The sequence below is a fragment of the Burkholderia sp. PR2 genome (assembly GCF_052372875.1).
Classification (GTDB): domain Bacteria; phylum Pseudomonadota; class Gammaproteobacteria; order Burkholderiales; family Burkholderiaceae; genus Burkholderia; species Burkholderia diffusa.
Genome location: NZ_JBQRWH010000004.1, coordinates 1514964 through 1528104, shown reverse-complemented (window position 1 = coordinate 1528104; position 13141 = coordinate 1514964). Strand labels below are relative to the sequence as shown.

Genomic DNA, 13141 nt, shown 5'->3' with positions numbered 1-13141 from the left:
CGCATCACCTGAGTCGAGCCATTCGATACAACCATACGCTGCCGGCCACTTGCGCGAGAAACGCAAACATGAGGAGCATTCGACCGCTCGGATCGTTCCACATGCCTTCCAGATACTTCGGGTTGGTCATCACGACAAAACTGCCAATCGCGATAGGTAGCATCACGAGGACGAAAGCCGACAATCGCGTCTCCGCCGACATCGCTGCCAGTTCACGCTCCGCCTGCTCGAGGTCGCGCATGAACACGGCCATGCGATCGAGCATCACGTCCGCCCGACCGCCGTACTTGACCGACAAACGCAGCACCGAACCGAGAAGTTCGAATTCCTGGGTCCGATAAATTTTCGCGATGTGAAGCATCGCGCGATCGATCTCGACACCCGTCCGCAACATCCGGGAAACATGATCGAGACACCCTCGCAAAGGCTCCTCCGTCGTCAGCAACGCTGCCTGAAATGCCGCGGGCACGCTGTTGCCCAGCGTCACCAGCCGCACGATTCCGTCGAGAAACGAAGGGATCTGCCGGACGATCTTTAATCGCCGCCGCTGGATTCGCGAAGTGAGCCAGATGCCGAAAATCGTGCTCCCGCAGAGAAGCGCGGCGAACGATGCGAGCGCGCCACCGCGGCTACCCGCCATCGCCGCGATTGCGACGAGCACGGCAAGCGCGCCGATAGCCTTGCCACGCGCACCCTCGATCCCGGCACGGCTCACGAGATTGGTCAGATGCTCTTTTACCGCCCCGTACCAGTGTATCCAGAACGCACTCGATGCCGCGTTGCGCACGCTGGTCGACGACGAGGCGCGAGGCGCAGTCGACGCCGCCGGCCTGGCGGCCGGCGCCGCTCCGCGTGCGCCCGGTTCGAGCCGACTGTCGATGAAGCGCTTCGCATCGGTACGCACGCGCCGGGTTTCCGCATGTCGCCACAGCATCAGCGCCGACGCCGCGCACAGCATCGCGACCGCGAGCACCCCGATCATTGCGCTATACATTGAAGCCCCCGCCGCGGCCGAATCCGCCGCCGCCGAAGCCGCCGCCGAACCCGCTGCCACCCGATCCGCTGTTCGTCAGCGTCTGGCGGAAGCGCGCGAGCTTCGGCGAATGCGGATGGATGCCGAGCGATTCCCAGTGATCGATTTCCTCGCCTTCCGGCGTCACGCGCGCTTCGTAGCGATACAGTTCCTGCGTCGCGATGATGTTGTCGGACAGACCGGTCACTTCGGTGATCGAAAGAATCCGGCGTCGCCCGTTCGACAGGCGCCCGATCTGCACGATGAAGTCGATTGCGTTCGCGATCTGGCGACGAAGGCTCGATTCGGTCCCCTGGAAGCCGGCGAAGCCCGCGAGCATCTCGAGACGGTACAGACATTCGCGCGGCGAACTCGCGTGCACGGTGCCCATCGAGCCGTCATGGCCCGTGTTCATGGCCTGCAGCATTTCGAGCACCTCGCCGCCGCGCACTTCGCCGACGATGATCCGGTCCGGACGCATCCGCAGCGTGTTGCGCAACAGGTCGCGAATCGTCACGACACCGCTACCGTCGAATCCGCCCGGGCGGCTTTCGAGCCGCACGACGTGCGGGTGATTCAGCGACAGCTCCGCCGTATCCTCGATCGTCACGACACGCTCGGCCTCCGGAATGTGGAATGCGAGCGCATTGAGCAGCGACGTCTTGCCCGAACTCGTGCCGCCCGACACGAGCACGTTGCAGCGTGCCTCGACCGCCGCCTCGAGCAGCGCGCCGATCTCTTCGTTGTACGTGCCGTTGCCGAGCAGGTCCGATGGCTTGAGCGGATCCTTGCGGAATTTCCGGATCGACACGATCGGGCCGTCGATCGACAACGGCTCGATCACGACGTTCACGCGTCCGCCATCGGGCAGTCGCGCGTCGACCATGGGATTCGATTCGTCGAGACGGCGCCCGATCGGCGCGAGGATCCGGCGCACGATTCGCAGCAAGTGCGCATTGTCGGTAAAGCGCACCGGCAGTTTCGCGAGGATCCCGTGCCGCGACACGTACACGTCGTTGTAGCCGTTGATCAGGATGTCCTCGACCGCAGGATCCGCGAGCAGATCCTCGATCGGCCCGAAGCCCGCGAGTTCCTTCGTCAGCGCCTCGGCGATCGCGCGCACCTCGTTCTCGTTGAGCGGAATGCGGCGCAGGCGGACGAAGCTGTCGATCTCGAGATCGACGAACTGATTGATCGCCTGGCGCGACCATCGGCCGAACTCGGCGCCCAGTTCCTCGATCCGCGTCAGCAGGTGTTCATGCGCGGCATTCTTGATGTCGTGGAATTGCTGCGTCTGGGAGAACGGCGCTGCGCCGTCGGCGAATTGAATGTCGTGTGCCATCGGTTATGACCGCTTGGACGAGGGTTGAATGAAACGTTTGAGCGCCGACAGGCCGGGCGCCGCGCGCGACGCGCCCGCCATGCCCGAGATACCCGGCAGCCGCGTGGCGAGGGATTCGAGTGCGCGCACATACGGGTCGCGCTCCGCCGCGTCGACGATGAGTCGTCCCTGGTTCGCCGCATGGCCGATCGCGACGCGACGTGCGGGCAAGGTGCCGACCAGCGACAACCCGAGACGCTCGGCGATCTGCCCGGGCATCAGGTCCAGCGCGGAATCGTACTGGTTGACCACGAGCTTGACGCGATCGGTATCGACACCCGCATCGCGCAGCCCGGTGAGCAGGTCGGCGGCCGAAACGATCGACGCGACGCCCTGATCGCAGACAAGCCACGCCTCGTCGGCCGATGCGGCGATCTGCGTGACGAACTCGCGATTCGAGAACCCGCCGAGATCGACGACCTGCTGGTCGAAGAACGCGCGAAAGCGGTTCAATAAACCGACGCACGACGCGTATGACACGTCGCGCAACCCACTGAGGTCAGGTGGCAACGTCGTCAACGCAACGCCGCTGTGATGGCGGGTCAGCGCAGTGTTCACGAACGTGCGATCGATGCGACGCAGATTCTGCACGGCATCGATAAAGTGGAATTCGCAGCGCGTATTCAGGAACAAAGCGCCATCTCCGGCAGGGAGCCCGAGGTCGATCAGAGCGGTCTGCCGGCCGGCTGGCGCGCCGCCGTTCGCGTTGCCCGTCGCGCCGGGCCCGAGCGCGCGCTTCTGCAGCCAGACCGCGAGATTCGCGGCGAGCGTGCTGACTCCCATGCCGGCACGCGCGCCGAGCAACGCGACGACCTTGCCGTGCCGACTCGCCGGCTCGCTGACGTGTGACAGCAATCCGCGTGTGGTCCGCAGCGCATCCTCGGCGGTACCCGACACGTCGATGAAGTCGCGCACGCCCGCACGCAGCGCGGCCAGCGTGCTCTCCGGCTGCGCGAGCGAGCCGAGCGCGACGATCGGCAACCCCGGATGTGCTGCGCGCACCCCGGCAACCGCGGCGCTCGCCACTTCGCTGCGCTCGGAGAAATCGATAAAGACCAGCGCCGGATTCAGCCCCGTGATGCGCTGCGCAAGCATGCCCGGTTCCAGCGACGCAGCCTCGACAGCGCCGGCGGACACCAATGTATCGGCCAGCCAGCGCACATGCGCTTCCTTTGTCGATGCACAAACGAAATAGTCGATCACGGCGGGTTCACACAATGATTGGATTCGTGCGTTCATGTCGAACACCCCCGATTACGCAAGGCGTCGCGACGTGCCGCAACGCGCCATGCTTCACATTCATTTGGAAAATCCCGGCGCTGCGTCCGGCGACGCCGCACCGCCCAGATAGGATCGCCACACTGGCCCGTCGCGCTGCTCGGACAACTCGCCGGGTGTCGCCGGCAGTACCGCGCCCTTCGCGATCGGCGCAACCAGGTGCGGCGTCACAATAATCAGCAATTCCTTGTCGCTCTGCTGGTAATTCAAGTTCTTGAAGAACGTCCCTATGATCGGCAGGTCGCCGAGCAGCGGCACCTTGCTCACATTCGACATGGTCTGGCGGTCGATCAGGCCGCCGATCACGAAGCTCTCGCCATCGCCGAGTTCGACCGTCGTATCTGCGCGGCGCGTCGTGATGCCCGGTACCGCAACGCCGCTGATCGTCACGCTGTTGACGAAGTCGAGCTGGCTCGACTCCGGCGCGACCTTCAGCGCGATCCGGTTCGGACTCAGCACCGTCGGGGTCAGCGACAATCCGACGCCATATTGCTTCCACTGGATCGCGGTCGAGCCGAGCCCCTGAGGCGACGGCACCGGAATCTCGCCGCCGGCGAGAAAGCTGGCGCTTTGACCGGACAGCGCGACAAGCGTCGGCTCCGCGAGCACGCGCGCCAGGTTACTCGCCTCGAGTAGCGACAAGTCGGCAAAGATGCCACGCCCCGCTGCGTTAACAACCAGGTTGAATGCAGATGCAACCGGTGCGCCAAGCGTCGGGATGTATCCTGCCGTACCTGGCCCCGATCCACCGTTATATGACTGTACGCCGCCCGGCGAGAACGAGCCGAACGAGAAACCGTTGCTCTGCTTGAAGAAGTTGAACCCGACCTGCTTGAGCACTGAGCGGCTGAACTCGACGACGCGCACGTCGACCTGCACGACATTCTTGCCGGCCAGCGTCGAGCGATCGATCACTGTGCCTTTCGGGCTCATGTTTTTGGCGACGGCCGCAGCCCGTTCGTGCGCATCGAGCGAAGTCGCCGTTCCCTGCAGCACCGACGTCCCGCCGTACGCCTTCACCTGCGGCGTCGAACCGTCGAGTACGGCATGCGCAGCCGCATCGACGACTTCGACGCTCCAGACCGTCGGCTCGTCGCGACCGCGCTCCCATAACATCACGTTCGTTGCACCGGGCGCCTTCGCGGTCAGCAGTACGGAGCCGGAACGACTGCCCTTCATGATCAGCACGTCGGCTATCACCGGATCGCCAACGGCGACCCGTTGCAGCGCGCGGCCGGCGGAAAGCTGCCGCTGCGCGCCGACTGCGAGTTCGATCGTGCCGCCCGCGCTTGCAATGGAAGCGAATGTCAGGGCCCAGAGTGCAATCGCGAATGCAATCAGTATGTTTTTCATTGTTTGTTGGACCGTCGCACGGCCGTTACTTGTCGTCGCTGATGTCGATGGCCATCGATGCTGTTCAATATGAAACCGTCTCTGACCGGCCGCCACGAATCACCTCGATGCTGCCCCCGCTTCCGCTCCCGCCCGAACGCACCGACGGCGGCAGGCGCGACGGGAGAGGAGGCACGTTCACATTGGCCACCGCGGTCCTCGGCGTGCCGGACAACTGTTGCAGCGACACACCGGCCGCAGCAAGCGCCGACGGCGACAGTTTGTTGTCCGTACGCACAGCCACCGTCTGCGTCGCGAGTTCATCGTCCCGCGGGTTACGCAGCGCGAGCGTCAGCCGGCCGCTCGATTCGCCGAGCGTCAGCGCGTTGACCTGCGCGGTCGGTACCGCAAGTACCGCAATGCGCGCGTTGCTCGGTTGTCCGTTGTTGCCGTTAGTGTTGCTGCCGCTGTCACGTTCCGGCGTCGCGTCGCCGAACGACAGCACGCGCACCTTCGACATCAGCAGCCGCGCTTGTGTCTGCGAAACCTCACCGTCGAGCATCGCGCTGCTCGGTTCGCGCTTCAGATTGACGAATACGTCGACGAAGTTGCCGGGCCGCAGGCGGTTGCCGACGGCGTTGGTCTCGTCAACGCGAACCGCAATCGCACGTTCGCCGGGTTGAATGTCCTCGGCAAGCCCGGACACCAGGGCTTCCGACACGACCGGCGCTGACGCTGGAATATCCTTCGCAGGAACACGGCCGACCAGGACGGCAGGATCGGCAAACGCACCCGCGGGCGCCGAGGCGGTCGGTTGAACCTTCAATGCATCAGCGGCAATCGGCTGGCCGACCGGGAGTGTGCGCGTCGCGAAGACCACCGGCACCGAACTCGCGGCGATGGCCTGTTGTGCGGGGACGGGGCGCGACGTACTGCGCCCAAGCATCCACGCGTATATTCCGAGCAGAATAGCGATCGCAATCAGCAACCCCGCGACGATTTTTGTCAGATTGTTGGCCATGTTGATATGAAAATGCCGGAATCGGTTCTGGAGCGTGGCTACGGTGGGATGACTCGGTTCAACCGGGATTCAATTCAAAGCATGCTCGGCTGAACCTGCACGGTCGCGCTACTCTGCAACTGCGGCGCACTGAATATGAATATCCATGGAATCAGCGGATTCGCCGCGTACGAATAACTCGTCGTCACCATCACGTTGAATGTCGACGTGGACGTCGAAGTGAACGTTCCACTACAGGTGATGCCGGGCGTCGTGGTGGGCGCCGGCACCGACGTGGAAACCTGTGCGGCAAAACTGACGTTCTGCGACCACGGCGCGCCGGCCAACGCTCGCGCCACGGCATTCCGGGCATTGACCTGCAGCCGGTCGCACGGCGTTGACGTGTAGCTCAACGCGGCACGTGCACCTTCGGTTGCCGCGAACGTCAGGCTTTGCTGGATGATGAAAACCATCCCGAAGGTGACGATCGCGTAAAAGATGAGGAAGAATAAGGGAAATACAAACGCGAACTCGACAGCCGCCACTCCCCGTTGCCGCCGCCATGCGGGCGACTGGCGTGCTTGCATCCACCGAGCCATCACACTCCCCTCACATGCATAAGATGCAGAAGCCAAACAGCAGCAGGCATCACCAGAAACGCTGCGTAAGGCGTCGCTCGGCGGCCACCAAGCGTCATCGCCGGCGTATCGCGCTTGCATAGCGCAGAAATTGAAGTCCGTGACAACACCATTACCCAGAGCGCATGGAAAGCCGCGGCTATGCTTGCGATGAGCCACAACCACGGCAACGCTTGCACACCGCACCAAGCGCCGAGCACGGCGAATACCTTGACGTCGGCCGCGCCCATTACACGTAATGCGAAGAAAAGGGAGAAGCAGACCAGGCCCGCAAACGCGCCGATCACTGACTGACCCATGGCAACCCCGAACGGATTTCCACTGATGGCCGTACCGATCAATGCACTTGCCAAACCCGCAATAACGAGCGAATTCGGAATACGTCGATACCGAATATCAGTGACGCCGACCAGCGTAGCCCATGCCAGGAAAGTCCCGGTAAACAATAGGTTCGCCATAGCAACAACCGACTGCTAGCGGGTAGGCAGCGAACCTAATGCGTTCGCTACCTACCCAACAGAGAGTGAGATCAGCCGGCCTTGCAGGAAGCGGGTGTGGTTACGCAGTTTGAGATAGTCGAGAACATGGTTCCGAGATTGGTACCGATCGTCGAAACGCTTGCGATGATCGCCACCGCGATCAGCCCCGCAATCAGCCCATACTCGATCGCGGTAACCCCGTCTTCTTCCTTCAGGAAGCGCTTGATGAGTGCTTTCATTTTTTAATTCCTCGTGCCTGTATGTACGTTTTTTGGCCTTTTATACGTTCTACATCCCCGCATATCCGGCCCTTGCCCCGCGCCGTTCGTCACATCAGGTGTAACGACAACCGGGTGCGCCTTCTTTATATGTCACCCCGAAGGGTATGTATCAACATTTGATGCAAGTTAACATTCGCGATAGCGACCCTCCTCGAACGTCGTGTACCGAACTGTACATTTGCTTACATCTGCTCCGGATTCTATATCCGTTCCTATTTAACTTCCAACCTCTTTTAAGACCGGGTCGAAAAAACTTTCCGGGAGCACAACGTATTTGTACGGCGTTTCGGTACGATTTACACATAGGATTTACGATAGGTTAGATGTGCACACCTAGTCCACCAGTAAAACAATCAGACCGCCCGCCAGCCCTCCACGCCCCTCACGTTACGCCGCACGCGTAACGCCAATGTTGTGACGTTACGTTACGAAACGGACGAAACCGTTCCCATTCGACCGTTCTTAAACAGATTCAACAATCTTTCATTTTGCCTAAATCCTTTTTCCAACAAGGAATTGGCTCGTTTGAAACCAATCGTCGACTCGCCGACCGTCGAAATGGCACGACAGTTGCAGAGTAATCCTCGCATCACTCAACACAACATCAGCTTCAATGCGAGGACGAAATGGACATTCAGGTTATCCCTCATGGCACGCTCCGGACGACTATGATCGCGGCCACCGTGGCAGCCATGCTTTCCCTCTCCGCGTGCGGCGGTTCCGGTTCCATCAGCAAGGGGCTCAGCGGTGGCTCCAGCTCCGGCGGTGGTGATTCGATCTCCACATCGGGCGGCGGCACCTCGGGCGGTACCTCGGGCGGCACGTCCGGTTCAACGAGCGGCAGCACGTCGGGGAGCACCAGCGGCTCGACCAGCGGTAGCACGAGCGGCTCGACGAGCGGCAGCACCAGCGGCACCACGAGTGGAACAAGCAGCGGCACGAGCGGCACCTCCGGTGTGTCGTCAAACGCGGTGGGAACCGTCCTCGCAAGCAGCGGCAATCTCGTCACGAATCTCGGCGGCACCGTATCCGGCCTCGGCTCCGTGATCGGCAGCCAGTCGCTGCCCGGCGTCAACCCGGCCACGACGCAGGCTGCAGGCGGCATCGTGCAGAACGTCGGCGGTGCGGTGACTGCGCTCGGAAATGGCCTCGGCAACGGCCTCGGCCAGCTCGGCGCGACGAAGGACCCGGTCGGCGTCACGGTCGCCAGCACCGGCGGCGTGGTGAGCCAGCTCGGTGGCGCGGTCACGCAGACCGGCAACCTGGTCACGAGCCTCGGCAGCGGCCCGCTGTCGCCGCTCGCTCCCGTCACCGGCGCAGTCGGCGGCCTCGTGACGCAGGTCGGCAACGCCGTATCGAACGGCGGCACCACGCTGTCCAACGTGTTGTCGACCGGTCCGATCCAGCAGGTCACGCAGACGGTCAGCTCGGCGATCACGCCGATCACGACGATGGTCGGTCAGACGACGCAGACGATCGGGACGGCCACCGGCCTCGGCGCCCCGCTCAACATGCTGCTCGGCACGATCGGCAACGGTCTGAACCAGGGCGGCGCGCTGATCGCATCGACGGGCGGCAACCCCGTCACGACCGGCCTCGGCAATACCGTCTCGTCGGCCGGCAATACCGTGAAGACCGTCGGCGGCCTGCTCACGGGCGGCACCGGCGGCGCAACCAACCCGCTCGCGCCGCTCACGGGTCTCCTCACGACGGTCACCGGTACGCTCGGCGGCGCAACGGGCGGCACCAGCGGCGGTCCGCTCGCCCCGGTTACCGGCCTCGTCTCGACCGTCACCGGCGCACTCGGCGGCGCAACGGGCGGCACCAGCGGCGGTCCGCTCGCCCCGGTTACCGGCCTCGTCTCGACCGTCACCGGCGCACTCGGCGGCGCGACGGGTGGCACCAGCGGCGGCCCGCTCGCTCCGGTCACCGGCCTGCTCTCCACGGTCACGGGCGCACTCGGCGGCGCGACGGGCGGCACCAGCGGCGGACCGCTCGCTCCGGTCACCGGCCTTCTCTCCACGGTCACGGGCGCACTCGGCGGCGTAGCCGGCGGCAGCAGCGGTCCGCTCGCCCCGGTCACGGGTCTGGTCTCCACGGTCACCGGCGCGCTCGGCAGCGCAACGGGCGGCGCAGGCGGCGGCAACCCGCTCGCCCCCGTGACGGGCGCGGTGTCCTCCGTCACCAGCACGGTCGGCGTACCGGCACTGAGCGGCACCACGGGCGGCGTCACGAATTCGGGCTCGGGCTCGAATCTGCTCGCGCCTGTCACGTCGCTGATCGGCGGCCTGCTCGGCGGCACGCACGGCAAGTAATCGAACATCCATTCATCGACAAGACAGCGAGGAGTCCATCATGTCCCAGCAACGTTCAATCACGACGGCCGTCCTGCGCCAGTGGCGCGCGCCCCTCACCGCCTTCGCTGCAGCGTGCCTGCTGGCTGCCTGCGGCGGCAACAGCGTCAGCACGCCACCGTCCAGCAACAACGGCGGCAGTTCCAGCGGCACGAGCGGTACCAGCGGCACGAGCGGCACCAGTGGCTCGTCCACCGGCACCAAGGGCGCTGTCAGCACGATCGGCCAGACCGCAACCGATCTCGGCAGCACGATCGGCAACATCAGCGTGCCGGGCCTCGGCGACGGCGTGACGAAGGGCGTCGGCAGCACCGTCTCGAGCACCGGCACGATCATCAACGCGGCTGCCGATGCGTTGAGCAACGGGCTCGGACAGACCGGCTCGATCAAGGATCCCGTCGGCACGACGGTCGCCGGCCTCGGGAACGTCGTCGGTGCGACGAGCAACACCGTGTCCGGGCTGAGCTCGACGGTCAAGGCACTCGGCACGGGTCAGCTCGCGCCGCTCGCCCCTGTCACGACGCCGGTCGGCACCGTGCTCGACACGGTCGCCAACGGGCTGTCGGCCGCGGGCACGACGATCGGCTCGACGTTGTCGTCGGGCGCCGTGCAGCAAGTGACGCAGCCGCTCAGTTCGGCAATCACGCCGCTGGTGATCACCGCAGGTCAGGTCACGCAGCAGGTCGGCACGACCACGGGTCTCGGACAACCGGTGTCGGGCCTGCTGGGCCAGATCGGCGGCGCAATCAGCTCGGCGGGCAAGCAGGTCGGCAGCACGTCGAATCAGCCGCTCGTCGGCGACGTCGGCCAGCTCGTCACCGCGGTCGGCAACACCGTAACCAACGCAGGCGGGCTCGTGAATCCGAACGGGCCGAACGGCGCGGCGCCGATCCCCGGCCTGATCACGAGCCTCGTCGGCGGCTCGACGGCTACCGTACAAAACGGCTCGTCGTCGGGCTCCAGCTCGACGAACCCGCTCGGCGGCCTGCTGTCCGGACTCGGTTCGACGCCGCTCGGTTCGCTCACCGGCGCACTCGGTGGCGCAACGGGTGGCTCGGGCAGCAACCCGCTCGCGCCGGTTACTGGTCTCGTCTCCACCGTCACCGGTGCACTTGGCGGTGCAGCGGGCGGCGCCAGCGGCGGCCCGCTCGCGCCGATCACCGGTCTCGTGTCGACGGTGACGGGCACGCTCGGCGGCGCAACGGGTGGCGCAGGCGGTGCAAACCCTCTCGCGCCTGTCACCGGTTTGCTGAATACTGTCACCGGAGCAGTCGGCGGTGCAGCGGGATCCGGGGCTTCGTCGAATCCGCTCGCACCGGTCACGTCGCTCGTCGGCGGCGTGACGGGGTCGGCATCGTCGGGCAGCTCGACGGGGCTCCTCGCGCCGGTAACGGGGTTGCTGGGCACGCTGGGTAGCGTTGGCAAATAAGGAGGACGTTCGCGCCTTTGCAGCCGGAACAAAAGGCGCGACCGTACAAACACAACCGGCAATGCGGCACGCGGCGCGCGACACCCTGGTGTCGCGCGCCTGCATTAGAAAGAAGACGAAAAGCAAGGCCTACGAGGAAGAAAAATGAAATCCAGACTCGACAGATGGATGATGCTGCTCGCCATCGCGGCGGCAGGCACGGCACATGCACAAACGCGCGCGGCAGGTAACCCGCTCGATTCGCTCCCCCAGATCAACGCACCGCAGAAAGGCCCGAGCGTCACCGTGCAGGTCGCGCCGCAGGCACCGCAACTGCAGGAGCTGCTGTCGCGGCACCTGACGCCGACGACGTTCCAGGTCGAAGGCGTCAAGTCGGTGCCGTTCGACGAAATCTCGCGTCGCTTCACGCCCCTCGTCGGCAAGGACATCACGATCGGCGAGCTGATCGAAACCGCGAACGGCGTGACCAAGCTGTACCAGGATCGCGGCTATGCGCTGTCGTTCGCGTTCATTCCCGCGCAGACGTTCGAGAACGGTGTCGTGCGCGTCACAGTGGTCGAAGGCTATGTGTCGGACGTCAAGGTCACCGGCAAGCCCGGCGCGATGGAATCGAAGATCCGCGCGATCGCCGCGCACATCACGGCCGATCGCCCGCTGCGCCGCGCGACGTTCGAACGCTACGTGAACACGTTCGGCCTGCTGCCCGGCGTGACGGTGAAGGCCAATGTTCCGCCGCCGCAGACGACCGACGGCGCAACGACGCTCGAACTGGCCGTCGACCGCAAGGCATTCAACATCAGCACCGGCATCGATTTCAATCACCCGGGCGTTCAGGGCCTCATCACCGCGACGGAGAACGGCCTCACGTCGTTTGGCGAGCAATTGAGCATTTCCGCGCTGGTGCCGCCCGGACGCGACAAGCAAACCTACGTCGCGTTCAGCGGCGCGGTGCCGGTCGGCAGCAGCGGCCTGGTCACACGCCTCGACGCCAGCACGTATCGCGGCAAGCCGACCGACAATCCGGGGCTGCCGTCGACCGTCGAGCGCACCGTCAAGAACGAGAAGCTCGGTCTTTCGGCATCCTATCCGTTGCTGCTGAACAACCAGCGCAGCCTGCTCGGCACCGTGTCGGGCTATGCGTCGCACAACGAGGACCGTTACCAGAACAAGATTTCCGGCAACAGCATCGACACGCGCTCGCAGGTCCGCGTGCTGCAAATGCAGCTCGACTACACGAGCGTGTCGGCCAAGCAGGTACAGAAGCTGAGCGTCAACGTCGCGAAGGGTTTCAACATTCTCGGCGCGTCGAAATCGCAGGACATCACGATCGGCTCGAACACGACATCGGTGGATAGCCCGATCTCGCTGACGTTCGTCCGCACCGGCGCAACCTTCACGCAGACCAACGAATGGCCGTTCAAGATCGGCACGTCGGTCTCGCTGACCGGCCAGTACAGCCCCGACTCGCTGCCGACGTCGGAACAGATCTCGTTCGGTTCGACGCGCTATGCGCTCGGCTACCAGCCCGGCGAAACGTCGGGCGACTCGGGCTGGGGAATGTCGCTGGAGGTCAACCGCGGCTTCACGCCGGGCTGGACGTATATGAAATCCGTCACGCCATACATCGCGTACGACATGGCGCGCGTGTATCTGCATACCGGCACGCCGTCACCGAGCCGCCTGTCGTCGGTTGGTATCGGCGTGCGGTTTACGGACAGCCGTTACTACAGTCTCGACCTGAATATCGCGAAGCCGGTGGGCGATGCGCCGGTTGAAAGCGCGTCGCGCAGCCCGCGCGTGAATGCCGCGTTCTCGTATCAGCTCAACTGATCGGTCACCAAACAGCCTGCGTCTCACAGGCTGTTTGGATTAGAACCCCCTCTATCAAACGCAGCGCGCGGTTTCACGTATTCTGGCGAAGCTCGCAACATGCCACCGCCCCATGCAGACGGTCGTG

The 13141-nt window shown here is 64.5% G+C and carries 11 protein-coding genes; 3 read left to right on the top strand and 8 right to left on the bottom strand.

The genetic code is table 11. The features are described 5' to 3' along the window. Positions 1 to 4 precede the first annotated feature (4 nt). From ACT2FV_RS24300 to ACT2FV_RS24265, 8 genes are all read right to left on the bottom strand, one after another. Entirely contained in the window at positions 5 to 994 is a 990-nt protein-coding gene (locus ACT2FV_RS24300) for a type II secretion system F family protein (protein ID WP_444504962.1), read from the bottom strand. Then, entirely contained in the window at positions 987 to 2354 is a 1368-nt protein-coding gene (locus ACT2FV_RS24295; RefSeq protein WP_444504961.1) for a CpaF family protein, read from the bottom strand. The genes ACT2FV_RS24300 and ACT2FV_RS24295 overlap by 8 nt, the downstream gene beginning before the upstream one ends. A gap of 3 nt (positions 2355 to 2357) precedes the next feature. Then, positions 2358 to 3632 carry a fimbrial protein gene (locus ACT2FV_RS24290; RefSeq protein WP_444504960.1) on the bottom strand — a complete coding sequence of 425 codons (1275 nt, stop codon included), beginning with the start codon at positions 3630 to 3632 and terminating at the stop codon, positions 2358 to 2360. 60 nt (positions 3633 to 3692) lie between these two features. Beyond that, positions 3693 to 5024, bottom strand: coding sequence for a type II and III secretion system protein family protein (locus tag ACT2FV_RS24285; protein ID WP_444505445.1), 1332 nt, complete (start codon positions 5022 to 5024; stop codon positions 3693 to 3695). A gap of 64 nt (positions 5025 to 5088) precedes the next feature. Beyond that, positions 5089 to 6024 (bottom strand): Flp pilus assembly protein CpaB, encoded by a 936-nt coding sequence (gene cpaB, locus ACT2FV_RS24280; protein WP_444504959.1) that lies wholly within the window; start codon positions 6022 to 6024, stop codon positions 5089 to 5091. A gap of 74 nt (positions 6025 to 6098) precedes the next feature. Further along, positions 6099 to 6590 carry a TadE/TadG family type IV pilus assembly protein gene (locus ACT2FV_RS24275; protein ID WP_444504958.1) on the bottom strand — a complete coding sequence of 164 codons (492 nt, stop codon included), beginning with the start codon at positions 6588 to 6590 and terminating at the stop codon, positions 6099 to 6101. 11 nt (positions 6591 to 6601) lie between these two features. Beyond that, the gene (locus ACT2FV_RS24270) at positions 6602 to 7099 is read right to left on the bottom strand and encodes an A24 family peptidase (RefSeq protein ID WP_444504957.1); all 498 of its coding nucleotides are present in this window, start codon (positions 7097 to 7099) and stop codon (positions 6602 to 6604) included. A gap of 71 nt (positions 7100 to 7170) precedes the next feature. Further along, positions 7171 to 7359 (bottom strand): Flp family type IVb pilin, encoded by a 189-nt coding sequence (locus tag ACT2FV_RS24265; protein WP_444504956.1) that lies wholly within the window; start codon positions 7357 to 7359, stop codon positions 7171 to 7173. Positions 7360 to 8027: 668 nt separating this feature from the next. Here ACT2FV_RS24265 and ACT2FV_RS24260 point away from each other — a divergent pair. The 3 genes from ACT2FV_RS24260 (at position 8028) to ACT2FV_RS24250 (ending at position 13014) form a co-directional block, all read left to right on the top strand. Next, positions 8028 to 9716 carry a collagen-like triple helix repeat-containing protein gene (locus tag ACT2FV_RS24260; RefSeq protein WP_059608548.1) on the top strand — a complete coding sequence of 563 codons (1689 nt, stop codon included), beginning with the start codon at positions 8028 to 8030 and terminating at the stop codon, positions 9714 to 9716. A 40-nt stretch (positions 9717 to 9756) separates the two neighbouring features. Beyond that, positions 9757 to 11184: a collagen-like triple helix repeat-containing protein gene (locus tag ACT2FV_RS24255; protein WP_444504955.1), complete on the top strand. Its 1428-nt coding sequence runs from the start codon at positions 9757 to 9759 to the stop codon at positions 11182 to 11184. A gap of 144 nt (positions 11185 to 11328) precedes the next feature. Continuing rightward, positions 11329 to 13014, top strand: a complete 1686-nt coding sequence (locus ACT2FV_RS24250) for a ShlB/FhaC/HecB family hemolysin secretion/activation protein (protein ID WP_059608550.1) — start codon at positions 11329 to 11331, stop codon at positions 13012 to 13014. The last annotated feature ends 127 nt before the right edge of the window (positions 13015 to 13141 follow it).

Excerpts from the sequence above, each read along its gene's own strand:
- ACT2FV_RS24300 (WP_444504962.1), bottom strand. The coding sequence starts at position 994 with ATGTATAGCGCAATGATCGGGGTGCTCGCGGTCGCGATGCTGTGCGCG.
- ACT2FV_RS24295 (WP_444504961.1), bottom strand. The coding sequence starts at position 2,354 with ATGGCACACGACATTCAATTCGCCGACGGCGCAGCGCCGTTCTCCCAG.
- ACT2FV_RS24290 (WP_444504960.1), bottom strand. The coding sequence starts at position 3,632 with ATGAACGCACGAATCCAATCATTGTGTGAACCCGCCGTGATCGACTAT.
- ACT2FV_RS24285 (WP_444505445.1), bottom strand. The coding sequence starts at position 5,024 with ATGAAAAACATACTGATTGCATTCGCGATTGCACTCTGGGCCCTGACA.
- cpaB (WP_444504959.1), bottom strand. The coding sequence starts at position 6,024 with ATGGCCAACAATCTGACAAAAATCGTCGCGGGGTTGCTGATTGCGATC.
- ACT2FV_RS24275 (WP_444504958.1), bottom strand. The coding sequence starts at position 6,590 with ATGCAAGCACGCCAGTCGCCCGCATGGCGGCGGCAACGGGGAGTGGCG.
- ACT2FV_RS24270 (WP_444504957.1), bottom strand. The coding sequence starts at position 7,099 with ATGGCGAACCTATTGTTTACCGGGACTTTCCTGGCATGGGCTACGCTG.
- ACT2FV_RS24265 (WP_444504956.1), bottom strand. The coding sequence starts at position 7,359 with ATGAAAGCACTCATCAAGCGCTTCCTGAAGGAAGAAGACGGGGTTACC.
- ACT2FV_RS24260 (WP_059608548.1), top strand. The coding sequence starts at position 8,028 with ATGGACATTCAGGTTATCCCTCATGGCACGCTCCGGACGACTATGATC.
- ACT2FV_RS24255 (WP_444504955.1), top strand. The coding sequence starts at position 9,757 with ATGTCCCAGCAACGTTCAATCACGACGGCCGTCCTGCGCCAGTGGCGC.
- ACT2FV_RS24250 (WP_059608550.1), top strand. The coding sequence starts at position 11,329 with ATGAAATCCAGACTCGACAGATGGATGATGCTGCTCGCCATCGCGGCG.